Raw genomic sequence first — 22,146 nt, forward strand, 5'->3', positions numbered from 1 at the left:
GCTCACCAAGACAGTTCCCGGAGGCGGCAGGCGCACGCGCTTGCCGCCTCCGGCTTTTTCCGGACGAGGCCGTTCAGGCTGGCGGTTTGGTGCCGCCTCGGTGTCTTCCGGCTTGTCTCTCGACGTGCTGACCCAGGCCGCCTGGTGCGCTTAGACCCGCGCTGGCCTTCCCGACACCCGCCAGGCCAGCACTGACCGGCATCCCACGGCCTTCCGGGCACGTGCTCCGCGCCCCTCGGGCGAACAAGCCGCTTTCCCCAAAAGTCCGTGATGGGCTTCCTATGGGAAGAGAATCCCCTCAGAGCCAAGACCGAAGCTCCACAGCTCCCGCCCTAACGGACTTCACGACGCCACCGCCCCTGGTTGGGGCGCAAGCCCCAACCCAAAAACCGCCACCGATGCACCCAAACAGCGAGGCACCCGCCCCTCCCCCCGCCCCCGATACGAAGCCTCCCTGCGGTTCGGGGGTGCTTGTCAAGGCATCTTTCCCGCCTTGACAAGCACCCCGAACCGTCAGCACAATCAAGCTTCGGGGGCCCCACGCAACCCAACAAAGCGCAATGTCGCCCGCCAGGGCGACGAGCCGCCCCCTAAACTCACACCCTGTCCAAAACCACCTCAAAAGCCACCTCAGCAGCCCCCAGCAGCTTCACATCCGCCCCCAACGCCGAACTGACGATCCGAGTCCCCCCCACCGCCCGCGAAACCAGACTCCGCCGCCGAACCTCCTCCGCGACCGCCCGCATCACCGACTCCGGCAGCACCGTCAGCAAATCCCCCAGCACCACCAGCTCAGGCCCCAGCAGATTGACCACGTTGACCAGCCCCAACGTGAGCCACTCCGCATACTCCCCCAGCCGGGAAGCGGCCGCGGCGGCATCCAGCCCCAGCTCCCGCAGCTCAACGAGGATCACCCCCCGAGGCGTGTCCTCCGGCAACCCCAGGGCCCGGCACAGCGCCGCCTCGCCGATTTCGGTCTCCCAGCACCCGCGGCTCCCGCAGTAACAGCCCCGCCCGCCGGGCCGGATCGCCATATGCCCGATCTCGCCGACGTACCCGGAGCCCCCGCGCAGCGAAGACCCCTGCGAAATCACCCCGCCGCCGACGCCGACATCCGCGGACACGTACACCGAGTCCGAGGACCCCCGGGCCGCCCCGCGCAGGTGCTCCGCGACCGCGCCCAGCTCGGCGTCGTTGCCCACCAGCACCGGAATCCTCAGCACCGCCGACAGCCGGTCGCCGAGAGCCACGTCGGTCCAGCGCAGGTTGGGCGCCTCGTGCACCAGGCCGTCGGCCCGCCGCACCACGCCGGGCACCGACACCCCGACCGCCACCGGTTCCACGCCGAGGTCGGCGGCCAGCACCCGGGTCGATTCGATGACGTGGGTGATGACCTCGTCCGCGGTCCGCGTCCGGGCGTGCAGGTTCCAGCTGTTGCGGCCGAGGATCTGCCCGCCGAGCCCGACCAGCGCGATCGCCACGTGTTCGACCTGCAGGTCGACCGCGAGCACGACCGCGGCGTGCGGCTGCGGCAGGACCAGGAGCGAGGGGCGGCCCGCCCCTCGTCCCGGCCTCGGCACTTTCTCCTCGACCACGCCGGCCTCGGCGAGGCCGTCGACGAGGGTCTTGATGGTGCTCCGGTTGAGCCCCATCTCGGTGGCCAGGGCAGCCCGAGTGCTGGGCCCGCCGACGTGCAGCAGGCGCAGCAGAGTCGTGCGGTTGTGCCGGCGCACCTCGTCCGGGCGGGCGACGGGCGGGCTGCTCACCGCGTCATCTTCCCATCAGCCCTCAGCGGGCCGACGCCTCAGCCCGCCGTCGCGACAACGCGTCCACCGAAGCGGCCAGCAGCAGCACCAGGCCGGTGATGATGTTGACCACCGCGGCCTTCTGCTGGAGCAGGCCCAGACCGTTGTTGACGATCGCCAGCACCGCGCCGCCGATCACCGCGTCCATGATCCGGCCCTTGCCGCCGAAGAGCGAGGTTCCGCCGATGACCGCCGCGCCGACCGCGAACAGCAGCGTGTTCAGGCCGCCGGACTGGCCGCTGACCGAGCCGACCTTCGACGAGTACACGATCGCGCCGATCGCCGCGAACGACGAGCTGATCACGAACACGCTGGTGCGCAGCTTCGGCACGTTGATGCCGGCCCGGCGCGCGGCCTCCTTGTTGCCGCCCACCGCGTACAGGTGCCGGCCGTACTTGGTGCGGTTGAGCACGTACGTGCCCGCCACCAGCAGGACCAGCACGATCGGCACCACGTACGGCACGCCCGCGATCACGACGAGGTCGTTCGACGCCCGGTTGATGGTGAGCAGGTAGGTCGCGACCGCCGCGATGACCGCGATGGTGCCGACTTTCGCCAGCACGATCGGCGTCGGCTGCACGACCAGCCCGCGCTTCAGCCGCGAGAAGTGCTGTCCGAGCGCGAGCACCGCGTATCCGCCCGCCGCGACCGCGAACAGCACCCAGCTGCCGACGACCGAGAGGTTGCCGTTGGCGACCGCGTTGAGCGTGTCGCTCGTGCTGATCGGCAGCGTGCCGCCTTCGCCGACGAACTGCAGGATCACGCCCTGCCACACGATGAACAGCGCCAGCGTGACGACGAAGGACGGCATCCCGATCTTCGACACCAGGAAACCGGTGATGCAGCCGATCGCGGTGCCGGTGCAGATCGCGATGACGATTTCGACCCACGCGTTGACCGGCGCGCCGATCAGGATCACCACGATGCCGACCAGCGAAACCGCCGCCCCGGCCCAGATTTTCTGCAGCAGCGCCAGCACCACCGCGAGCACGAGCACCGCGATGAACGTGATGAACACGCCGGTTCCCATGGAGCCCAGCAGGTTTCCGTTGCGCACGTAATGCAGCGCCATCAGCGAGGCGCAGACGCCGGAAGCGGTGCCCGCGGACAGGTCGATCTCGCCCAGCAGCAGCACGAACACGATGCCCATCGCGATGATGGTCTGGCCCGCGCCCTGCTCCAGCAGGTTGGCGATGTTCGCCAGGGTGAAGAAGTCGCCGGACAGCGCGCTGAACAACACGGCGAGCACGATCACGCCGAGCACGGCGGGAATCGAGCCGAGCTGCCCGTCCTTCATCCGCGCGAAGTAGTCCCTGATCGCCTCGCCGGTGGACAGCGAGGTGGTGTCGATGCCGAAGTCGGCGATCGCCCCGGCGGGCGCGTCCGGCGTCTGCGGCTTCTCGGAAGTTTCGGTCATGGCGGGTTCTTTCTCGCTCACAGCGCGACAGCTTCGGGACGGGCCAGGCCGAGATCGCCCGACCGGCCCGCGGTGATGAGTTCGACGACCTGACTGTGCGTGACGTCGCCGGTCTGGACCTCCGCGACCAGCCGGCCGAGGTACAGCACCGCGATCCGGTCCGCGACCTCGAACACGTCGGCCATGTTGTGGCTGATCAGCACGACGCCGAGGCCCTGTTCGGCCAGCCGGCGCACCAGGTCGAGCACCTGCTTGGTCTGCGCGACGCCGAGCGCGGCGGTCGGCTCGTCGAGGATGACGACTTTGCTGTTCCACAGCACCGATTTCGCGATCGCGACCGTCTGGCGCTGCCCGCCGGACAGCGAGGAAACCGGCGTGCGGACCGATTTCACCGTGCGCACGCCCAGCGACGCCAGCGTTTCGCGCGCGGCCTTCTCCATGCTGGCCTCGTCGAGCAGCCAGCTGCTGCCGCGCTCGCGGCCGAGGAACATGTTCTGCACGATGTCGAGGTTGTCGGCGAGCGCGAGGTCCTGGTACACGACCTCGATGCCGAGCCCGGCGGCGTCCTTGGGGCCGCGGATGTGCGCGTCCGCGCCGTTGAACCGCACGGAACCGGTGTCGTACGGGTGGATGCCCGCGATGCATTTGACCAAAGTGGACTTGCCGGCCCCGTTGTCGCCGACGAGCGCGGTCACTTCGCCCGCCCGCACGGCGAAGTCCACGTCGTGCAGGACGTGGACCGGGCCGAAGCTCTTGTTCAGGCCGGTGATGTCGAGAATGGGCTCGCTCATGGGATTCGCTTGTCTCTCGCGTGGGTGCCGGGCCGGAACGCGTGTCGGGGGAACGCGTCCCGGCCCGGCTGCTCTTGGCGGGGAGTGGCTACGGCGTCAGGAGATGCCGTTTTCGGCGCACTTGGCGGCGAGGTCGCCGGTGCAGATGTCGGACGCCTTGACGTAGCCCTGCTGGACGACGGTCTTGATGTCCTTGATCGTGATCAGCTGCGGCTGCAGCAGGACCGACTTCAGGTCGCGGTTGTTCTTCGGGTCGTGCAGCTTGCCGGTGGCGATCGCGTCCGCGGCGGCCTTGTCGTTCTTGGCCAGCGCGGCGGCGAGCTTCGCGGTGTTCTCCGCCTCTTCCTTGATCGGCTTGAAGATCGTCAGCGTCTGGTCGCCGCGCAGGATCGCCTGCAGGCCGGCCGCGGTCGAGTCCTGGCCGGTGACCGGGACCTTCCCGTTGAGCCCGTTCTTCTTCAGCACGGTGATCACCGCGCCGGCCAGTTCGTCGTTCGCCGCGACGACGCCGTCGACCTTGCCGTTGACGCGGGTGAAGATCTGCTCGAAGGTCGTGCCGCCGACCTGGGCGTCCCAGTTGTCGATCGGCTGCTTCTGCACGAGGTTCAGCGCCTTCGAGTCGTACAGCGGCTTGAGCACCTTGTCGTGGCCGTTGCCGAAGAGCGTCGCGTTGTTGTCCGTCGGCGCGCCCTCGATCTGGACGACGTTGGCTCCCGGCTTGCTCTTCAGCGCGTCGGCCAGGCCCTGCGCCTGGATCTCGCCGACCTTCTCGTTGTCGAACGAGACGTAGTAGTCGGCCGAACCGCCGAGGCTCGGGCGGTCGTAGTCGATGACCGGGATGCCCGCGTTCTTGGCCTTGGCCTCGATCGCCGCGCCGACCGCCGGGTCGGACGGGGCGATGATCAGCACCTTGACGCCCGAGCTGATGAAGCCGTCGGCGAGGGTGGAGAACTTCTGGTTGTCGCCCTGGGCGTTCTGGATGTCGGCGCTGAAGCCCTGCGCGGAGAGCGCGGCCTGCAGCATCGGCTTGTCGAAGGCTTCCCAGCGGGCCGACGTGGCGGTCTCCGGCAGGATCACGCCGACCTTGCCGCTGGCGCCGCCGCCCGCCGGGGCGGACGCGGAGCTCTTGCTGTCCCCCGAGCTCCCGGAGCCCGCGCTGTTGGCGCCGCACGCCGAAAGCGCCAGGCCGGCGCTCACCGTCGCGGCGAGGAGGGTAAGGGTTCTGGTGCGCATCCTCGTTCCTTCTCCGATCATGCTCGCGGGGTGATCGGGAGGGGTCCCCGTGCACCGTCGCAGATATGTTGTGGCCGACAACATATGCCGCGCGGCGGCTCTGCGGAAGATGGCGGGATCGAGTAACCGAAACCAAATGGACACGGTTCGGCAACGCAGGCCTCATCCGCGCGGTGCGCTGACTGAGTGATCCCTGCCACGCACCGAAAGTAACGAGAAGTTGTCCGGTCTTGTCCGGTCGTGAGGGCAGGCGTGCCCGTTCAGGCGCCCGGATCGAACCGGACGAACCGATCTACCAGGAAAAGGGGCGCACGGACCCGCCGTGCGCCCCTTCGCTCGGGCCGAAGGACTACCAGGAGCGCAGCGTGACGATGCGTTCCTCGAGCTGCTCCACCGTCGCCATCGCGGTGGGCGGGCCGCCGCATTGGCGGCGCAGTTCGTTGTGGATCGCGCCGTGCGGTTTCTTCGTGCGGTGGTGATACACGCCGACCAGCGCGTTGAGTTCCTTGCGCAGCGCGCCGAGCCGTTCGGTCACCGACTGCGGCCGGGGCGCCGGCGCGGCCTGCTCCTCGGCCTTCGGCTTGCGCTTCTTCTCGTCGGAGATCTGCTCTTCCTGCCGCTTGCGCAGCAGCGCGCGGACCTGGTCCGGCTCCAGCAGGCCGGGGAGGCCGAGGTACTCCTGCTCCTCGTCGGAACCGGAGAAGACCGCGGTGCCGAACGAGTTGCCGTCGTAGATGACCTGGTCGAGCTCGGCCGAGGCGTGCAGCGAGGTGAACGCCTTCTCCTCCTCGCCCGGTTCGTCCTCGGTGCGGTTGGCCTGGGCGAGCAGTTCGTCGTCCCAGCCTTCCTTCTCCCGGTGCGGTTTGCCGAGCACGTGGTCGCGCTGCGCTTCCAGCTCGCTGGCCAGCTCCAGCAGCACCGGGACGCTCGGCAGGAAGATGCTCGCCGTCTCGCCCTTTTTCCGGGCCCGCACGTAGCGGCCGATGGCCTGTGCGAAGAACAGCGGGGTGGACGCGCTGGTCGCGTACACGCCGACGGCCAGCCGCGGCACGTCGACGCCCTCGGACACCATCCGGACCGCGACGATCCAGCGTTCCTTGGTCTCGGAGAACTCCTTGATCCGCCCGGACGCCTTCGGGTCGTCCGAAAGCACCAGCGTCGGCGTTTCGCCGCAGATCCGCTCCAGGATCTTGGCGTAGGCGCGCGCGGTTTCCTGGTCGGTGGCGATCACCAGGCCGCCCGCGTCCGGGATGCCCTGGCGGACCTGGCTGAGCCGGGTGTCGGCGGCCTGCAGCACCGCCGGGATCCACTCGCCCGCCGGGTCGAGCGCGGTGCGCCAGGCGCGCGCGTTCTGCTCCGCGGTGAGCGGCTCGCCCAGCCGCGCGGTGAACTCCTCGCCCGCGCTGGTGCGCCACGACGCCTCGCCGGAGTAGGCGAGGAAGACGACCGGCCGGACCACGCCGTCGGCGAGGGCGTCGGAGTAGCCGTAGGAGTGGTCGGCCTTGCTGCGCTGGAACCCGCCGGCGTCCGGTTCGTAGGTGACGAACGGGATGGCCGAGTCGTCGCTGCGGAACGGGGTGCCGGTGAGCGCCAGCCGGCGCACCGCCGGGGTGAACGCCTCGCGCGTCGCGTCGCCCCAGGACTTCGCGTCTCCCGCGTGGTGGATCTCGTCGAGGATCACCAGGGTCTTGCGGTTCTCCGTGCGCACCCGGTGCAGCGTGGGGTGCGCGGCGACCTGCGCGTAGGTGACCGCGACCCCGCGGTAGTCCGACGACGTGACGCCGGTGGTGTTGCGGAAGTTCGAGTCGATCGGGATGCCCGCCGCCGCGGCCGAGGCCGCCCACTGGTGCTTCAGGTGCTCGGTCGGGGTGACGATGGTGACCGCCTCGACGGTGCGGTCCGACAGCAGTTCGGCGGCGATCCGGAGGCCGAAGACGGTCTTGCCCGCGCCCGGCGTCGCGACCGCGAGGAAGTCCTTCGGCTTGCTCGACAGGTACTTCGTGAGCGCTCGGCGCTGCCAGGCGCGCAGCGGGCGCGCGGTGGAGTCCGTCGCTGCGGGCGGCGCCCCGAGGACCGGCTGGGTCGTCTCGGACAAAACTCGGTTCACCCCCTCCTCCGGCCGCTCGGCGCGGCCGTGACGTGCGAAAACCCCCACTGTGGCACCGGCTTCGCCGCCGGGCGCCGCGATGAGGGCACGTCGGCCAGCTTACCTTCCGAGTCCCCCGGCGCCCGCCACCGCCACGGGTGGTGTCCTCCGACACGCCCCGTCTCGGCGGGGGTGACGAGCCAAAACCGCGCGCATGGACCATGCTGGGACCCACCATGGGCGAGGTGACACCGGACGCTGGCGAGGCAGCGCCGAACGGCGAGGCGACGCCGAAGAAGAGCGTGCCGGAGAAGACCGTGCGCAGGGGGCCGTGGCGGCTGCTGACCCGCACGCTCGCGAAAGCGTGGGACGGCAACATCTTCTCCGAGGCCGCCGAGGCGGCGTTCTGGCAGACGCTGTCGCTCCCGCCGCTGCTGCTCGGGCTGCTGGGCAGCGTCGGCTTCATCGGCGAGTGGTTCGGCCAGAACGTGGTCACCGCGGTGCACGACCGGATCATCACCTTCAGCCACACCGTTTTCAGCGCGAACGCGGTGCAGGAGATCATCGAGCCGACGGTGAACAGCATCCTCACCGTCGGCAAGGGCGAGATCGTGTCCGTGGGCTTCGTGATCTCGCTGTGGGCGGGTTCGTCGGCGATGTCGTCGTTCGTCGACGCGATCACCGTCGCGCACGACCAGTACGGCGTCCGCAACGAGGTGTGGCAGCGGATTTTCGCGCTGCTGCTGTACCTGGGCGCGCTGATCGGGCTCGTGGTCGGGCTGCCGCTGCTGGCGATCGGGCCGGACCTGCTGCCGGAGTTCTTCCCGGTCGACTGGCGGCCGACGGTCTCGTCGTGGGTCGGCACGCTCTACTACCCGGTGCTGGGCGTGATGATCGCGCTCGCGCTGACGACGCTGTACAAGCTTGCACTGCCGCGCCGGCTGCCGTGGCACCGCGGCCTGCCGGGCGCGATGCTGGCCGGCGTGGTGTTCCTGGTGTCGAGCATCGGGCTGCGGATCTACCTGAACTGGATCACCAAAACCGGCTACACCTACGGCGCGCTGGCCGCGCCGATCGCGTTCCTGCTGCTGATGTTCTTCATCGGCCTCGCGGTGGTCGGCGGCGCGTACTTCAACAGCGCGATCCAAGAGCTGTGGCCGGCCAAGGCGACCCGGCGGCAGCGGCGCAAGTGGCGGCGGCTGGAGATGGAACGCGCGAACGAACGGATGCGGGCCGAGGAAGGCCGCCGCCTGTGGGACCGCACGACACTGCCGTTGCGGCGGCCGAAGCGGCATCCTGAGGACGAGGAGCCCAGCGGCGCCGAGGCGAACCACACCGACTCGGAGACCGTGCAGCTCGCCCGGCCCGACGAGCCTTCGCCCGGCCCGGAACCGCACCAGCGCCGACCGCGGCAGGGCTGACGTCAGCCCTGCCGGAACCGCCACGTCTTGCTGTCGAAAGCGATGCAGACGCTCGGCGACATCACCACCACCCGCAGGGTCCCGTCGCGCTCGTCGAAGTCGATGCCCTCGACCTCGAAGTTGCCGCTGCAGCCGCTTCGCAGCGGAAGCTGGCCGAGCGAAGTCACGTGCCCGGTAACGTCGGAGCCGGAGACCGCGCCGGAGAGATCGACCTGCAGCAAGGGTTTGGCGGCACCGAAGAGGCTGCCGTCCGGGTCGTCGGACGAGCACATCAGCCGGGTGGCGGACACGAAATCGCAGCCCTGGACGTCGCGCACCTGGTGGTCGAGCCGGATCGCCGACGCGTACGGCAGGTTCTGGCCGGGATCAGTGGCCGCGACGCCGGGCATCGGGTAGACGAGCAGGCGGTCCATCGTGCCCCACTCGCCGGAGACGAGCCAGCGCGCGTCGGGCGACACCGCGGCGAACGAATTGTTGTTGGCCTCCCACGATTCCAGCGCGTGCTGGTAGTCGGCGCGGGAGCCGTCCGGGGCCTCGACGCGGAAGAGTTTCGCGCCGCGGTCGTCGCGCTGGTAGGGCTCGACGTACCAACCCTTCGCGGACCCGGGGTCGCCGATGTGGTTCCAGCCCTTCGCGGCCAGACCCGGATCGACGGTGCCGATGCCGGTGTAGCGGATGCTGGCGCCGGACGGGCGCTCGACGGTGGCGAGGCCCTGGCTCTCGTCGAGCGGACGGGCCCGGTCCGAGCCGACGGTGGTCCACCCGGTCACCGCGTCCGCGGCGCCCGCCGCGACGGCGCTGAAGGCGGACAGGAGGACGACGAGGGAAAGCACGATCCCGGTTGCGCGCATGCGGGGACACTCCTGCGGGGAGGCGACTGGCCGGACTGCAGGTCTACCAGTTCCTCCCCGGGTGCACAGCCACCGAGTGAAGGATTTTCACCTTTGTTCCCGCGCACCGGGACGCGCGGGAACCTCAGTCGTCGCCGCCGGGACGCAGGCCGTCGTAGATCTTCTTGCACTTGGGGCAGACCGGGGACCCCGGCTTGGGCGACTTCGTGACCGGGAAGACCTCGCCGCAGAGCGCCACGACGTGCGTGCCCATGACCGCGCTTTCGGCGATCTTGTTCTTGCGCACGTAGTGGAACATCTTCGGCGAGTCGTCGTCGGTCGACTCGGTGCTGTCGGTCTCCGGCTTGGTCAGCGTTTCGGTGCTCACGTCACCATCATGCCTCAGCACCGCACCCGCGGTCATGCCCGGCTAGGCTCGTCTGACCTGCCAAGGGACCCTTCAGGAGCGCCCATGCCGCACGAGTCCGCACCCCGCTGGCACAGCTGCCTGACCCGGCTCGGCGGCGACCACCACGTCGGCCGCGACGCTTGGGCGGATCTGGAAACGCGCTACACCGAACCGCACCGCCGCTACCACGACCTCGCCCACGCCACGGCCGTCGCGCACGACGCGGAGCAACTGGCGGCGGACCTGCCCTTCCACGAACGCGCCGTCGTCGTACTCGCCGCGTGGGCACACGACGTGGTCTACGACGCCGTACCCGGCCAAGACGAACAACGCAGCGCGGAATGGCTTCGCCGCTGGCTCACGCGCGCGGAGGTTGCCGACGCGCACATCGACCAGGCCGAAGCCCTCGTACTCGCCACCGCGGCCCACGAAGCGCCCGAAGGCGACCTAGCCGCAGCGGCCCTCCTCGATGCGGACCTAGCCATCCTCGGCGCACCGCCCGCCGTGTACGCCGCGTACGTGGACAACGTGCGCCAGGAGTACGCGCGCTACCCCGACGACGCCTGGGCGACCGGCCGCGCCGCCGTCCTGGAAAGCCTCCTCGCCCGGCCCGCGCTGTACCTCACCGAAAGCGCCCGCTCACGCTGGGAGACCGCGGCGCGGCAAAATCTGCAGGCAGAGCTGACCCGATGCCGCAGTGCGCGCGGCGATCACAGATGATGTCCGTCCGTGACCACCCAGACCACTCCCCTGTTCGTCCACGAGGAAGTCGCCTCGGCGTTGCGTGACGGTCACCCCGTCGTCGCGCTCGAGAGCACGATCCTGTCGCACGGCCTTCCTTACGGCCGGAACCTCGACGTCGGCCGCCGAATCGAGCAAACCGTGCGGGACGGCGGCGCCGTGCCGGCCACCATCGCCGTGCTGGACGGACGGCCGGTCGTCGGCCTCTCCCCCGCCGAACTGGAGCGCGTCTGCGCTCCCGACGCCAATTTGGACAAACTGTCCCTGCGCGACCTGGGTCCCGCAGTCGGCCTCGGCCGTTCCGGCGCCACCACCGTCGCCGGAACCTCCGCGCTCGCCGCCGCAGCCGGAATCGGCGTCTTCGCGACCGGCGGCCTCGGCGGCGTGCACCTGGGCGCGGCGCAGAGCTGGGACGTCTCGGCAGACCTCGGCGTCCTGGCCAAGGTGCCGACCGTGGTCGTGTGCTCCGGCGTGAAGTCCGTCCTGGACATCCCCGCCACGCTCGAGGTGCTGGAAACGAACTCGGTGCCCGTCCTCGGCTACCGCACCGACGATTTCCCCGCGTTCTACCTCCGCTCGTCGGGCCACCCGGTCGGCTGGCGGGTGGACGACCCGAAACAGGCCGCCGCGGTCATCTCCGCCCACCGCCGCTACGCGAATTCCGGTGTCCTGCTGACGAACCCGATCCCGGAAGAGTCCGAAATGGACCGTGCACTGCACGATCGCCTGCTGCGAGAGGGTCTGGCAAAACTGGCCGACGCGGACGTACACGGCGCGGACGTGACTCCCGTGCTGCTGGAACACTTCCACACCGCGAGCGACGGAGTCAGCATCGACGCGAACGAAGCTTTGGTGCTGTCCAACGCCAAACTGGCGACCGAAGTAGCGGTGGCCCTGTCGTGACGGGAATCGTAGTAGTCGGCGACGCGGGCCTGGATGTCGTCGCGAGGCACGACCAGCCGCTCCCCCACGGCGGCGACGCCAGAGCCGCGATCCGCTTCACCGGCGGCGGCGCCGGAGCGAACACCGCACTGTGGCTACGGTCCCTGGGCGCGGAAACCACCCTGATCGCCCGAATCGGCGACGACTCGGGCGGCCGCCTGATCCGCACGGAACTGGAGGCGGCAGGCGTCCGCTGCGCCTTCGCGACCGACCCCGAAGCCCCCACTTGCTGCGTCGTAGTCATCGTCGACGGCGATGGCCAACGCAGCATGCTCGCCGACCGAGGCGCGAACAAACGCTTCGCCCCCGAAGACGTAACGCCCGAGGCCCTGGCTGGCTCCAGCCACCTGCACCTGTCCGGCTACGTCCTGCTGGACCCGTCCTCGCGCCCCGCAGGCCTGGCCGCGCTGGCCGCCGCCAAGAAAGCAGGCCTGACCACCTCGGTAGACCCGCAAGCAGCCGCCCACATCCACGACGCAGCAGCCTTCCTGGACGACGTACGCGGCACCGACCTGCTCATGCCGAACACGGAAGAGTTAGTCGCCCTGACCGGCTCCGCAGACCCGTCCTCCGCAACCGAACTGCTGAACACCGTCGGCGCGGTCGTAGTCACCGCAGGCCTCAACGGCGCGAGCTGGATCGACGCACAAGGAATCACCTCAGCCCCCGCAGTAGAAACCACCTGCGTAGACTCGACCGGCGCAGGCGACGCCTTCGACGCAGGCGTCCTCACCACCTGGCTGGCCGGAAAGTCCACAATGGACGTCCTACGCACCGGCACCAGACTGGGCGCACTGGCAGTAAGCAGAATCGGCCCCCAACCCTGACCCCGGCCCGTGAGGGAACCCCACACCCCTGATTCCCTCACCGCCCAAAAAACCGCACCGCCGCACCCAAAAAGCGAGGCACCCACACCTCCCCCCGCCCCCGATACGAAGCCTCCCTGCGGTTCGGGGGTGCTTGTCAAGGCATCTTTCCCGCCTTGACAAGCACCCCCGAACCGTCAGCACAATGAAAAATCGGGGTGCCCCACGCGACCACTTAATCGGCAATGTCGCCCGCCAGGGCGACGAGCCGAACGAGAACGAACCTACCCGTCAATCACCCGATGCTTCCGCCCCTCGACCGCCCGAGCGTCCCGCGAATACCGGCTGACCTTCTCCGACTTCCGCGGCGGCCGGTCATTGGCGATCAACACCGCGATCCAAGGCAACGGCACCGAGATCACCAAGAACAAAATAGCCAGCCACCACGTGTGATAAGTCAACCCGGCCAGCACCAGGCAGGGAATCCGGCACACCATCATGATGACGTACTTGCGCTTCCGCGCCGCCAGCTGATCGTCGAGCGACGGCTCGGCCTCGGTGATCAACACCGGCTCGGGGCGGGGATCGGGTCCGTGGGGTGCGTTCACAGCACCACCTCCGCGTTCCATCGTCTCACTCACCGCCCTTCCGCGACACCCGGGCGGGCGAACCGGGACAACGCGGCGACGACCAGCGTCTCGACCCCGGTCCGCAAGGTCGGATGCAGCACCGGCGCGAACTTGGACGAATGGTTCGAAGGCACGTCGGTCTCGAACCGCCCCTCGGTCATCGCCGTGATCACCTGCTGCGCGTCGAACCCGCCGACCAGCCAGAACACCGATGGCACCCCAGCCGCCCGCCCGAACTCGCTGAAGTCCTCGCTGCCGGTGACCAACGGCGCGGGCATCGTCGCCTCCGCCCCGAAGTGCGCGCGAAACACCTCAGTCAGTTCATCCGACGCGGCAGCGTCGTTCGCCGTGACCGGATAAGACGCGACGACCTCCACCGTCGGCGGCTGAGGCGCTCCCGCAGCCGCCGCCTCGCCGTTCACGATCCGCTCGATCGCCTTGCGCAGCCGCAGCAGCACAGCGTCGTCGAAAGCGCGAGTGTTGACCTCCAGCACGGCATGGTCCGCGATCACGTTCGCCGCGGTCCCGACGTGCATCGAGCCGACCGTCACCACCGCCGGCTCAGTCGCCGCGATCTCGCGCGACACGATCGTCTGCAGCTTGAGCACCACCGACGCCGCCAGCACCGCCGGGTCCACCGTGGTTTCCGGCCGCGACCCATGCCCGCCGCGTCCGTGCAGGGTGATCCGCAAGGTGTCGGTCGCCGCCATGATCACCCCGGGACGAGTCAGCACCCACCCGGCCGGACCAGGCACGATGTGCTGCCCGAAGACCACGTCCGGGCGGCCGACCCGCTCAAAAAGCCCGTCGCGAACCATCCCGGCCGCACCGTCCCCGGCCTCCTCGCCCGGCTGGAACAGCGCGAGCAACGTGCCGGACCACTCGTCCCGCGAAGCAGCGAGAAGATGCGCGGCACCCGAGAGCCACGTCGCGTGCATGTCGTGTCCGCAGGCATGCATCAGCGGCACATCGCGGCCCTCGGAGTCGACGCCGCGCGCAGTGCTCGCGTACGAGAGCCCGGTCTGCTCCTCGACCGGCAACGCGTCGATGTCGGCGCGAAGCAGCACAGTCGGTCCTTCGCCGTTGCGCAGGACGCCGACGACACCAGTGCGACCGATGCCGGTGTGCACCTCGAAGCCGGCTTCAGTCAGCCTTCGCGCCAACTCCGCCGCGGTGCGGGTTTCGGTGAAAGCCAGCTCGGGATGCCGGTGCAAATCGACGTACAGCGCTTCAAGCTCCGGCAGTACCGCTTCAAGCGGAGCCAGGACACGCTCGGTGGTCTCGGTGGTCACGATGCTCATCGTGGCAGGCTTACCCACCGTGAGCACGAACACGCCTCTTCCTGACCTTTCCGACGACGTCTGCGCGCGGCTGCGCGAAACGTTCCGACGCACCGGCTACGACGCTGACGGCGTCGTAGACGCGCTCGGCGGCGCAGCGCACACGGCGCTCGGCCGCGGCGAGCCCGAACCCGCCCGCCGCGCCAGCCTCGACGCCGGCGACCTCGGCGTCTTCATCCGGCTGTTCCTGCTCGGTCTCGCCGAGCCGGAGAAGACCGTCTCGTCGGCGTTCGCGCCGCTCAGCGTGGACGACGCGGTGGCCGCGGGCATCCTGCGGACCGTCGGGGACGAGTTCCGCGCGGCGCTCGACATCCGCCCGCACGGCGACGAAGACGGTTCGTGGTGGGTCGTCTCCGACCTCGACGCCGACATGCTCGGCCACGTCGTTCCCGAGGACCACGTGCTCGGCGTCGGGCACGCGTCGCTGAGCCTGATCCGCGCGACCAGCCGCCGCCCGGTCGGCACCCTGCTCGACCTGGGCACCGGCAACGGCGTCCAAGCCCTGCACGCGACCCGGCACGCGCAGCGGGTGACCGCGACCGACGTGTCGGCCCGCGCGCTCGCACTGGCGGCGGGCACGTTCCGGCTGAACGAGCTGGAGGTCGAACTGCTGCGCGGCGAATGGTTCGCACCGGTCGCGCGCCGCCGCTTCGACCAGATCGTGTGCAATCCGCCATTCGTGGTCGGTCCGCCGCGCGTCGACTACACCTACCGCGACTCCGGCCTGGCCGGCGACGACGCGAGTGCGCTCGTCGTCCGTCAGCTGCCGAGCTTCCTCAACGATGGCGGCACCGGTCAGCTTCTCGCGTCGTGGCTGCACCGAAGCGGCGAAGACTGGGGCGACCGCGTCGCGCGCTGGCTGCCGCCTGAAACCGACGCCTGGTTCGTACAGCGCGACGTCGCCGATCCCGGACTGTACGTGGGCACCTGGTTGCGCGACGAAGGCATCGACCCACGCTCGCCCGAAGGCCGCGCCAAAGCGGCGGCGTGGCTCGACTGGTTCACCGAAAACGACGTACAGGGCATCGGTTTCGGCTTCGTGACACTGCGGCGCGCAAACGGTCAGACGCCGACTGTTGTCTGCGAAGACCTGCGACAGGCTTACGACGACCCGCTGGGTCCTGAAGCTGCGAACTGGCTCGATCGCGTCGAGTGGCTGCGTACGCACGGCGACAATGTGTTGGACGTAGCGTTCCGGGTACCCGACACAGTGCTGCTCGAACGCGTCGACTCTCCCGGCGATGAAGGCTGGGAAACAACCGTGCGGCGGTTGCATCGCACGGACGGACCGGGTTGGCAGCACGAGGTCGACGAACTCACTACGCGGCTTCTCGCGGGTTGCCGCGGTGCGTTGCCGCTGTCGGATCTGCTGGACCTGTTGTCCGCCGCGCAAGGCCTCGATTCGGCCGAACTGACTGCCGCCGCGTTGCCGATCGTCCGCGAACTTGTGCGGCACGGCATGCTCGTGCCGGGTTCGCCGCGGTGAGGGCGGTGGCGGCGCGGGTCACCCGCGCGAGCGTGACCGTCGCGGGGGAGATCGCCGGAGAGATCAAGGAACCCGGACTGCTCGTGCTGCTGGGCGTGCACCGGGACGACGATCTCGCGAAAGCCGGGACGATGGCCCGCAAACTGCACGAACTGCGGTTGCTCCGCGACGAGGAATCGTGTGCGACGACCGGCGCTCCGCTGCTCGTGGTGTCGCAGTTCACGCTCTACGGCGACACCCGCAAGGGCCGCCGCCCGTCGTGGACCGCCGCCGCCCGGCCGGAAATCGCCGAACCCCTGGTGGACGCCGTGGTCGCGGAACTGCGCGGCCGCGGCGCGACCGTCTCGACCGGACGGTTCGGCGCGGAGATGGCGGTGGAAAGCGTGAACGACGGCCCGTTCACCGTTCTCGTTGAGGTCTAGACCACAGTGGAGAAGGCCGCGTAACCTCGAAGACACGGAGCGCGATTCGAGCGCTTTTCCCGGAGCGCAGCGGTTCTCAGCAAAACCTCAGTTTTGGTGGAGCAACCGAGGGGCGGGTACGCCCGTCCTCTTTTCAGCGAGCCGGGAACGTTTCGCCTTCCCGGGGCGTTGAGACCAGTGTCCAGCCAAGCCGGCTGGGCCCGCGGACACGGGATTCCACAGGCCCCGTTCCCGCAGGCGCCGGCGAGACACGTTCAGCCCGTGACCGGGGAGGCAGAATGTCAGTCCAGACTCTCGAACGCGAAGCGCGCGGGATTCGCGAGCGCGGGATTCCAGCACAGCAGACCGAGGAGCGGGTGAGCGTGGGGGCGCTCACCGACGCCGACCTCGACGCCCAGAGCCCCGCCGCCGACCTGGTGCGCGTGTACCTGAACGGCATCGGCAAGACCGCGCTGCTCACCGCGGCCGACGAGGTCGAGCTGGCGAAGCGGATCGAAGCCGGGGTCTTCGCCCAGCACATGCTCGACACCGCCGAGGACCTCACGCCGCAGCGCCGCAAGGAGCTGCGCGCGCTGGTGCGCGACGGGCACACCGCGAAGAACCACCTGCTGGAGGCCAACCTCCGGCTCGTGGTGTCGCTCGCGAAGCGCTACACCGGACGGGGGATGCCGCTGCTCGACCTGATCCAGGAGGGGAACCTGGGCCTGATCCGCGCGGTGGAGAAGTTCGACTACTCCAAGGGGTTCAAGTTCTCCACGTACGCCACGTGGTGGATCCGCCAGGCCATCACCCGCGGCATGGCGGACCAGGGCCGCACGATCCGGCTGCCGGTCCACCTGGTCGAGCAGGTGAACAAGCTGGCCCGGATCCGCCGCGACCTGCACCAGCAGCTGGGCCGCGACGCGACCCACGAGGAACTGAGCGCCGAATCGGGCATTCCGGTGCACAAGATCTCGGACCTGCTCGACCAGTCCCGCGACCCGGTGAGTCTCGACATGCCGGTGGGCACCGAGGAGGACGCCCCGCTGGGCGACTTCATCGAGGACTCGGAGGCGACCGACGCGGAGAGCGCCGTGATCTCCGGCCTGCTGCAGGACGACCTCCGCCGCGTACTGGCCACGCTGGACGACCGCGAACAGCACGTCATCCGCCTCCGCTACGGCCTCGACGACGGCCAGCCCCGCACCCTCGACCAGATCGGCAAGCACTTCGGCCTCTCGCGGGAACGCGTGCGGCAGATCGAACGCGAAGTCATGGCGAAACTGCGCCAGGGCGAGCGGGCCGACCGGCTGCGGGCGTACGCCAGCTGAGTTTTTCCTTGCTTCTCCGGGGCCGGGGTTCGGGGCCCGGGCCTTCCGGAGCGGCGGGAATGCCGGTCAGCGGGCTGATTCGTGCTGCTGCGGGAGGCTTGCCGGGCGTGGGGTTCGGTGAGTCTAGTCGCGGCAGGCACGCGGGGAGGCCGTGGTTTCCGCAGGAGCCTGGGTTCGGGGCCCGGGTTCCGGAAGGGTCGGTCAGCGGGCTGATTCGGGACGCCGCGACAGGGTGACCGAGTGTGGGGTTCGGTGAGCCCGGTCGCGGCAAGCACGCAGGCAGGCCAGGGTTTCCGCAGGGACCGGGGTGGGGCCCGGCCAGGCGGGACGGAGACTCTCGGCCAAAAGATGTTTCGGTGGGCAGCGGTTCGCGCCGCTGGTTGCGCACAACCCCCGGTTCGGCTTCCGGACCGGGGGTGTCGTCATGTCCAGCCCGGTGCTCGGCCGCCTCGAAGGACCCCAAGAAGTGCCGACAAATCGCCACATCAACACCACCAGCCCCAGCAGCCCCAAGAGCCCCGCCAGCCTCTCCATTCACTCCTGAGTGCAAAACCCTCCTTCCGCGCCCCGATTCCTCCCATTCCTCCCGTTCCTGCTGACACCCAGCGCAATCCCCTCACCACTCCGCGCACCCGATCGAGGAATTCGCCTCTCGTTCGCGTTTGGCCGTTCCGGGCAGTGGGTAGCAAGCGTTCGCGACCCCCGCTGGGCGGCGTCCGGTCAACGCGCCGGCGGTGGTCCCGTTAGTCACGCGGGGCGGGTGTGTGCGCATCCGGTCCGCTTTCCCCGGGAGGTCGGGTCCGTCGGGGTGGGCCCGGCCTCCCGACCATGCCCGCTCCTCATCGGCAGAGGGCACCGTCGGCGTGCGCTATCCCACAGCGTCCCCGCGTCCGTGCGACCGGGCGGAAACGGCTGAGTACCGTGAGCCAATCCCGATCAGGGCAAAGGAGCCTCGCTGTGCCGCCCACCACGTTCCAGCACACCGAAGTCCTGCCGCTCGGCAAGGACACCACCACCGAGTACCGGCTGGTCACCGCCGACGGCGTCGAGACCGTCGAAGCCGCCGGGCGGAAGTTTCTGAAGGTCGATCCGGAAGCGCTGACGACGCTCGCGCGCACGGCGATCACCGACATCCAGCACCTGTTGCGTACGTCACATCTGCAGCAGCTGCGCGCGATCGTCGACGACCCCGAAGCGAGCGGCAACGACCGGTTCGTCGCGATGGACCTGCTGCGCAACGCGGCCATCTCGGCCGGCGGCGTGCTGCCGATGTGCCAGGACACCGGCACCGCGATCGTCATCGGCAAGCGCACGGAGGGCGTGCTGTCCGGCGGCGATGACGAGCGCGCGCTGTCGAAGGGCATTTTCGACGCGTACCAGCAGCTGAACCTGCGCTATTCGCAGATGGCCCCCCTCAACTTCTGGGAAGAGCGCAACACCGGCACGAACCTGCCCGCGCAGATCGAGCTGTATCACAAAGACAGCGACGCGGCGGACCCGTCGTACGAGTTCCTGTTCATGGCCAAGGGCGGCGGCAGCGCCAACAAAACGTTCCTGTACCAGGAAACCAAGGCGGTCCTGAACCCGAAGCGGCTCGCCCGGTTCCTGGACGAGAAGCTGCGCAGCCTGGGCACGGCCGCGTGCCCGCCGTACCACCTGGCGATCGTCGTCGGCGGCATGTCGGCCGAGTTCAACCTCAAGGTCGCGAAGCTCGCCTCCGCGCGCTACCTGGACAATCTGCCTGCCGAGGGTTCCGAGCTGGGCCACGCGTTCCGCGACCGCGACCTCGAGCAGCAGGTGCTGGAGATGACGCGCCAGTTCGGCATCGGCGCGCAGTTCGGCGGCAAGTACTTCTGCCACGACGTCCGGGTGATCCGCCTGCCGCGGCACGGCGCGAGCTGCCCGGTCGGCGTGGCGGTGTCCTGCTCGGCCGACCGCCAGGCGAAGGCGAAAATCACCAGCGAGGGCGTGTTCATCGAGCAACTCGAACGCGACCCGGCCCGCTTCCTGCCGGACGTCACCGAGGACGACCTGTCCGACGAGGTCGTGTCGGTGGATCTGAACCAGCCGATGGACCAGATCCGCGCGCAGCTGTCCCAGCTGCCGGTGAAGACGCGCCTGTCGCTGACCGGCCCGCTGGTCGTGGCGCGCGACATCGCGCACGCCAAGATCGCCGAACGCCTGGACGCCGGCGAGGAGATGCCGCAGTACCTCCGCGACCACCCGGTCTACTACGCGGGCCCGGCGAAGACCCCGGACGGCTACGCGTCCGGCTCGTTCGGCCCGACCACGGCCGGCCGGATGGACTCGTACGTCGCCCAGTTCCAGGCAGCGGGCGGCTCGCTGGTGATGCTGGCGAAGGGCAACCGCTCGAAGCAGGTGACCGCCGCGTGCAAGAAACACGGCGGCTTCTACCTGGGCTCGATCGGCGGCCCGGCCGCGCGGCTGGCGAAGGACTGCATCAAGAAGGTCGACGTGCTCGAGTACGCCGAACTCGGCATGGAAGCAGTCTGGAAAATCGAGGTCGAAGAGTTCCCCGCGTTCATCGTGATCGACGACAAGGGCAACGACTTCTTCTCCGAAACCAGCGAACCAGTCCTGCAGATCAGCTTCCGCTGACCCCCGAAGCCCGCGCCGAGGTCATCCGGGAAACATTCCGCCCAACCGGGCGAGAGTCTTCTCGATGGCCTCGGCGTTGCGCTTGGGAAACCCGAGCAACCGAATAGCGAGCGGCGACCGCGCAGTAGACCAGTCGAAAGTCTCGGTAACCTGCGTGCGCCCGTCCCCGGCCGGCTCGAGCAGCCAACGCCACCGATGCCCGGCGAAATGCCGCCAGGCAATCAGCCGATTCTCCTCGAACTCGACCACGGTGTTCCGAATCCGATACGGCGCCCCCATCCGCATCTGCATGCCGAACTGCGCCCCCAACGACAACCGCGCAGGCGCCGCCCCCGCACTGGCCCGCACGGTCCCCGACCCGTCAATCAACGGATGCCGCGCCGGATCGGCAAGCAACGCGAAAATCCGTTCCGGCTCAGCAGCAACAACCACACTGCGCGAAACCTGGCGAGTTCCCATCAGACAAGCCTAGGGCCACAGGCCCTCCACAGCCCATCGACACAGCCCCCCAACCCACCACCCTGTCCACAGTGGACCCCGAAACCGCACCGACGCACCCAACAAGCGAAGCACCCACCCCTCCCCCACCCCCGATACACAGCCAAAAACACGGCGCTGGGGTGCTTGTCAAGGCATCTTTCCCGCCTTGACAAGCACCCCAGCGCCGTAGTCACACTAAAAAATCGGGGGGCCACGCAACCACTAAACCGGCAATGTCGCCCGCCAGGGCGACGAGCCGAACGACCCCCCGACGAAGCCGTCCGACCCTCATCCCACGGACCTCACCGAGGCGGAGACTGCTTCAAAACCACAGTCCTCTCCCCCAACGGCGCCGCCAACGCCACCGAAATCACCGGATGCCGCAAATCCATCGTGCACATCTGCCCGGTCTGCGCCTTGGTCTCGCTCAAATCCACCACCACCTTCTGGGCGGTCTGCTCCACAGCCTCCCCGAGCGCATGCCCGCACCCCCCTTCCTCAGCCCGCACCACGAGCACTGTCCCCCCGTTGTCCGCATAGACCTCCTTGGGGAACGTCTTGGGCAACGCAGCCCCGTCCACCCGGTTGTCCGGCACCCGCTCAGCCCCCTGCGGAGGGTCGAACTGAGGCTTCCCCGGCGGCGGCACCGAGGTCGAGGTGCTGGTGCTGCCGCTCGGCGGCGCAGACTCGGTCCCGGACGCCGGTGCGTTCGCCATGCTCGTCGGGCTGCCGCACGCGGCCGCCATCGTGAGCACCAGTGCCGCGCCCGCCAGTCGTGTCGTTCCGATCAGCTTCGTCGAGTACCTCATGCTCCCTAGACGGACCGGCCGCCCCGCGGGGTTGCACCCGATCTTCACGGACCCGGCTTCAGCACCAATTCCCGCCCGCCCAGCGGCGCGGCGAGCCGGACCGGCAGCGAGATCTCCCGCACGTGCATCGGGCACATCTGCCCGTGCGGCGCCTTGGTGACCGTCACCAGCACGACGACCTGAGCCGCCGTCTGCTCGCCCGCCTTCGCGCTGATCTTGTCGCACCCGCCCTCCTCGGCCTGAATCACCACGACGGAGCCGCCCTCCGCGAGGGTGACGTCGTGCGGATACTCAGGCGGAAGTGCCGACGCGTTGACCTGTCCGGCAGCAGGCGCGGTGTCCCCAGGCGGGACACCCTGCGTAGGACGGCTCTTCGGCGGCGCTGTCACCGGCGGAGGCGCGACCGAAGACGGCGGCGGCGAGGAAACCGGCACCGAACTGGACGCCGGGCCGGAGGAAACCGGCGCGGCTGTGGTCCCGTTGCTGCCGCACGCCGCGACCGTCAGCAGCAGCGCGCTCGCTCCCACGATTTTTCCTGTAGTCCGCATGCATCGCGGACGTAATCGCGGC

At 69.4% G+C, this 22,146-nt stretch carries 20 protein-coding genes; 8 read left to right on the top strand and 12 right to left on the bottom strand.

Going from position 1 to position 22,146, the window contains the following annotated elements; translation table 11 throughout:
• Window positions 1-596 precede the first annotated feature (596 nt).
• From F9C11_RS36800 to F9C11_RS36820, 5 genes are all read right to left on the bottom strand, one after another.
• Window positions 597-1,766 (bottom strand): ROK family protein, encoded by a 1,170-nt coding sequence (locus F9C11_RS36800; RefSeq protein WP_409181951.1) that lies wholly within the window; start codon window positions 1,764-1,766, stop codon window positions 597-599.
• 22 nt (window positions 1,767-1,788) lie between these two features.
• A complete protein-coding gene (locus F9C11_RS36805) occupies window positions 1,789-3,222 on the bottom strand; it encodes a sugar ABC transporter permease (protein WP_409181952.1) in 1,434 nt (477 codons plus the stop codon).
• Window positions 3,223-3,239: 17 nt separating this feature from the next.
• Window positions 3,240-4,013: an ATP-binding cassette domain-containing protein gene (locus tag F9C11_RS36810; RefSeq protein ID WP_409181953.1), complete on the bottom strand. Its 774-nt coding sequence runs from the start codon at window positions 4,011-4,013 to the stop codon at window positions 3,240-3,242.
• A gap of 96 nt (window positions 4,014-4,109) precedes the next feature.
• A complete protein-coding gene (locus F9C11_RS36815) occupies window positions 4,110-5,246 on the bottom strand; it encodes a sugar ABC transporter substrate-binding protein (protein WP_409181954.1) in 1,137 nt (378 codons plus the stop codon).
• 349 nt (window positions 5,247-5,595) lie between these two features.
• Window positions 5,596-7,341, bottom strand: a complete 1,746-nt coding sequence (locus F9C11_RS36820) for a DEAD/DEAH box helicase (protein ID WP_409187054.1) — start codon at window positions 7,339-7,341, stop codon at window positions 5,596-5,598.
• A gap of 227 nt (window positions 7,342-7,568) precedes the next feature.
• On the opposite strand from F9C11_RS36820, the gene F9C11_RS36825 reads away from it, so the two are divergent.
• Window positions 7,569-8,753, top strand: coding sequence for a YihY/virulence factor BrkB family protein (locus tag F9C11_RS36825; protein WP_409181955.1), 1,185 nt, complete (start codon window positions 7,569-7,571; stop codon window positions 8,751-8,753).
• A 2-nt stretch (window positions 8,754-8,755) separates the two neighbouring features.
• Here F9C11_RS36825 and F9C11_RS36830 read toward each other — a convergent pair whose 3' ends face one another.
• Together F9C11_RS36830 and F9C11_RS36835 are read right to left on the bottom strand one after the other, a co-directional pair.
• A complete protein-coding gene (locus F9C11_RS36830; RefSeq protein ID WP_409181956.1) occupies window positions 8,756-9,604 on the bottom strand; it encodes a hypothetical protein in 849 nt (282 codons plus the stop codon).
• A 124-nt stretch (window positions 9,605-9,728) separates the two neighbouring features.
• Window positions 9,729-9,971 carry a DUF3039 domain-containing protein gene (locus F9C11_RS36835; RefSeq protein ID WP_037358817.1) on the bottom strand — a complete coding sequence of 81 codons (243 nt, stop codon included), beginning with the start codon at window positions 9,969-9,971 and terminating at the stop codon, window positions 9,729-9,731.
• A gap of 84 nt (window positions 9,972-10,055) precedes the next feature.
• Between F9C11_RS36835 and F9C11_RS36840 the strand changes: the two genes are divergently transcribed.
• From F9C11_RS36840 to F9C11_RS36850, 3 genes are read left to right on the top strand one after another with little or no spacing between them, the layout of a single operon-like run.
• Window positions 10,056-10,712 carry a hypothetical protein gene (locus tag F9C11_RS36840; protein WP_409181957.1) on the top strand — a complete coding sequence of 219 codons (657 nt, stop codon included), beginning with the start codon at window positions 10,056-10,058 and terminating at the stop codon, window positions 10,710-10,712.
• 9 nt (window positions 10,713-10,721) lie between these two features.
• Entirely contained in the window at window positions 10,722-11,636 is a 915-nt protein-coding gene (locus tag F9C11_RS36845) for a pseudouridine-5'-phosphate glycosidase (RefSeq protein WP_409181958.1), read from the top strand.
• On the top strand, window positions 11,633-12,502 hold the full coding sequence (locus F9C11_RS36850) for a carbohydrate kinase family protein (protein ID WP_409181959.1): 870 nt from the start codon (window positions 11,633-11,635) through the stop codon (window positions 12,500-12,502). The genes F9C11_RS36845 and F9C11_RS36850 overlap by 4 nt, the downstream gene beginning before the upstream one ends.
• 263 nt (window positions 12,503-12,765) lie before the next feature.
• On the opposite strand, the gene F9C11_RS36855 is transcribed toward F9C11_RS36850, so the two are convergent.
• Window positions 12,766-13,110, bottom strand: coding sequence for a DUF3099 domain-containing protein (locus tag F9C11_RS36855; protein ID WP_409187055.1), 345 nt, complete (start codon window positions 13,108-13,110; stop codon window positions 12,766-12,768).
• 8 nt (window positions 13,111-13,118) lie between these two features.
• Entirely contained in the window at window positions 13,119-14,411 is a 1,293-nt protein-coding gene (locus F9C11_RS36860) for an amidohydrolase (protein WP_409181960.1), read from the bottom strand.
• Between F9C11_RS36860 and F9C11_RS36865 the strand changes: the two genes are divergently transcribed.
• The 4 genes from F9C11_RS36865 to F9C11_RS36880 all read left to right on the top strand — a co-directional run bounded on the left by F9C11_RS36865 (window position 14,404) and on the right by F9C11_RS36880 (window position 20,287).
• Complete coding sequence (locus F9C11_RS36865; RefSeq protein WP_409181961.1) at window positions 14,404-15,936, top strand: methyltransferase; 1,533 nt, start codon at window positions 14,404-14,406, stop codon at window positions 15,934-15,936. The genes F9C11_RS36860 and F9C11_RS36865 overlap by 8 nt on opposite strands.
• A complete protein-coding gene (dtd, locus tag F9C11_RS36870; protein ID WP_409181962.1) occupies window positions 15,933-16,358 on the top strand; it encodes a D-aminoacyl-tRNA deacylase in 426 nt (141 codons plus the stop codon). The genes F9C11_RS36865 and dtd overlap by 4 nt, the downstream gene beginning before the upstream one ends.
• Window positions 16,359-16,636: 278 nt before the next feature.
• Complete coding sequence (locus F9C11_RS36875) at window positions 16,637-17,668, top strand: sigma-70 family RNA polymerase sigma factor (protein ID WP_409181963.1); 1,032 nt, start codon at window positions 16,637-16,639, stop codon at window positions 17,666-17,668.
• 957 nt (window positions 17,669-18,625) lie between these two features.
• Window positions 18,626-20,287 carry a fumarate hydratase gene (locus F9C11_RS36880; RefSeq protein ID WP_409181964.1) on the top strand — a complete coding sequence of 554 codons (1,662 nt, stop codon included), beginning with the start codon at window positions 18,626-18,628 and terminating at the stop codon, window positions 20,285-20,287.
• Window positions 20,288-20,308: 21 nt separating this feature from the next.
• Here the strand turns inward: F9C11_RS36880 and F9C11_RS36885 are convergent, their stop codons facing one another.
• From F9C11_RS36885 to F9C11_RS36895, 3 genes are all read right to left on the bottom strand, one after another.
• A complete protein-coding gene (locus F9C11_RS36885; protein ID WP_409181965.1) occupies window positions 20,309-20,746 on the bottom strand; it encodes an SRPBCC family protein in 438 nt (145 codons plus the stop codon).
• Between the two features lie 323 nt (window positions 20,747-21,069).
• Window positions 21,070-21,576 carry a hypothetical protein gene (locus tag F9C11_RS36890; protein ID WP_409181966.1) on the bottom strand — a complete coding sequence of 169 codons (507 nt, stop codon included), beginning with the start codon at window positions 21,574-21,576 and terminating at the stop codon, window positions 21,070-21,072.
• 44 nt (window positions 21,577-21,620) lie between these two features.
• A complete protein-coding gene (locus F9C11_RS36895; RefSeq protein ID WP_409181967.1) occupies window positions 21,621-22,103 on the bottom strand; it encodes a hypothetical protein in 483 nt (160 codons plus the stop codon).
• Between the last annotated feature and the right edge of the window lie 43 nt (window positions 22,104-22,146).

This window comes from Amycolatopsis sp. VS8301801F10, from assembly GCF_046195355.1.
GTDB lineage: Bacteria > Actinomycetota > Actinomycetes > Mycobacteriales > Pseudonocardiaceae > Amycolatopsis.

Bases quoted from the DNA above. Each gene is read 5' to 3' on its own strand.
- F9C11_RS36860 (WP_409181960.1), bottom strand. From the start codon at position 14,411: ATGAGCATCGTGACCACCGAGACCACCGAGCGTGTCCTGGCTCCGCTT.
- F9C11_RS36890 (WP_409181966.1), bottom strand. From the start codon at position 21,576: ATGAGGTACTCGACGAAGCTGATCGGAACGACACGACTGGCGGGCGCG.
- F9C11_RS36815 (WP_409181954.1), bottom strand. From the start codon at position 5,246: ATGCGCACCAGAACCCTTACCCTCCTCGCCGCGACGGTGAGCGCCGGC.
- F9C11_RS36875 (WP_409181963.1), top strand. From the start codon at position 16,637: ATGTCAGTCCAGACTCTCGAACGCGAAGCGCGCGGGATTCGCGAGCGC.
- F9C11_RS36865 (WP_409181961.1), top strand. From the start codon at position 14,404: ATGCTCATCGTGGCAGGCTTACCCACCGTGAGCACGAACACGCCTCTT.
- F9C11_RS36830 (WP_409181956.1), bottom strand. From the start codon at position 9,604: ATGCGCGCAACCGGGATCGTGCTTTCCCTCGTCGTCCTCCTGTCCGCC.
- F9C11_RS36855 (WP_409187055.1), bottom strand. From the start codon at position 13,110: ATGGAACGCGGAGGTGGTGCTGTGAACGCACCCCACGGACCCGATCCC.
- F9C11_RS36840 (WP_409181957.1), top strand. From the start codon at position 10,056: ATGCCGCACGAGTCCGCACCCCGCTGGCACAGCTGCCTGACCCGGCTC.
- F9C11_RS36805 (WP_409181952.1), bottom strand. From the start codon at position 3,222: ATGACCGAAACTTCCGAGAAGCCGCAGACGCCGGACGCGCCCGCCGGG.
- F9C11_RS36825 (WP_409181955.1), top strand. From the start codon at position 7,569: ATGGGCGAGGTGACACCGGACGCTGGCGAGGCAGCGCCGAACGGCGAG.
- F9C11_RS36885 (WP_409181965.1), bottom strand. From the start codon at position 20,746: ATGGGAACTCGCCAGGTTTCGCGCAGTGTGGTTGTTGCTGCTGAGCCG.
- F9C11_RS36810 (WP_409181953.1), bottom strand. From the start codon at position 4,013: ATGAGCGAGCCCATTCTCGACATCACCGGCCTGAACAAGAGCTTCGGC.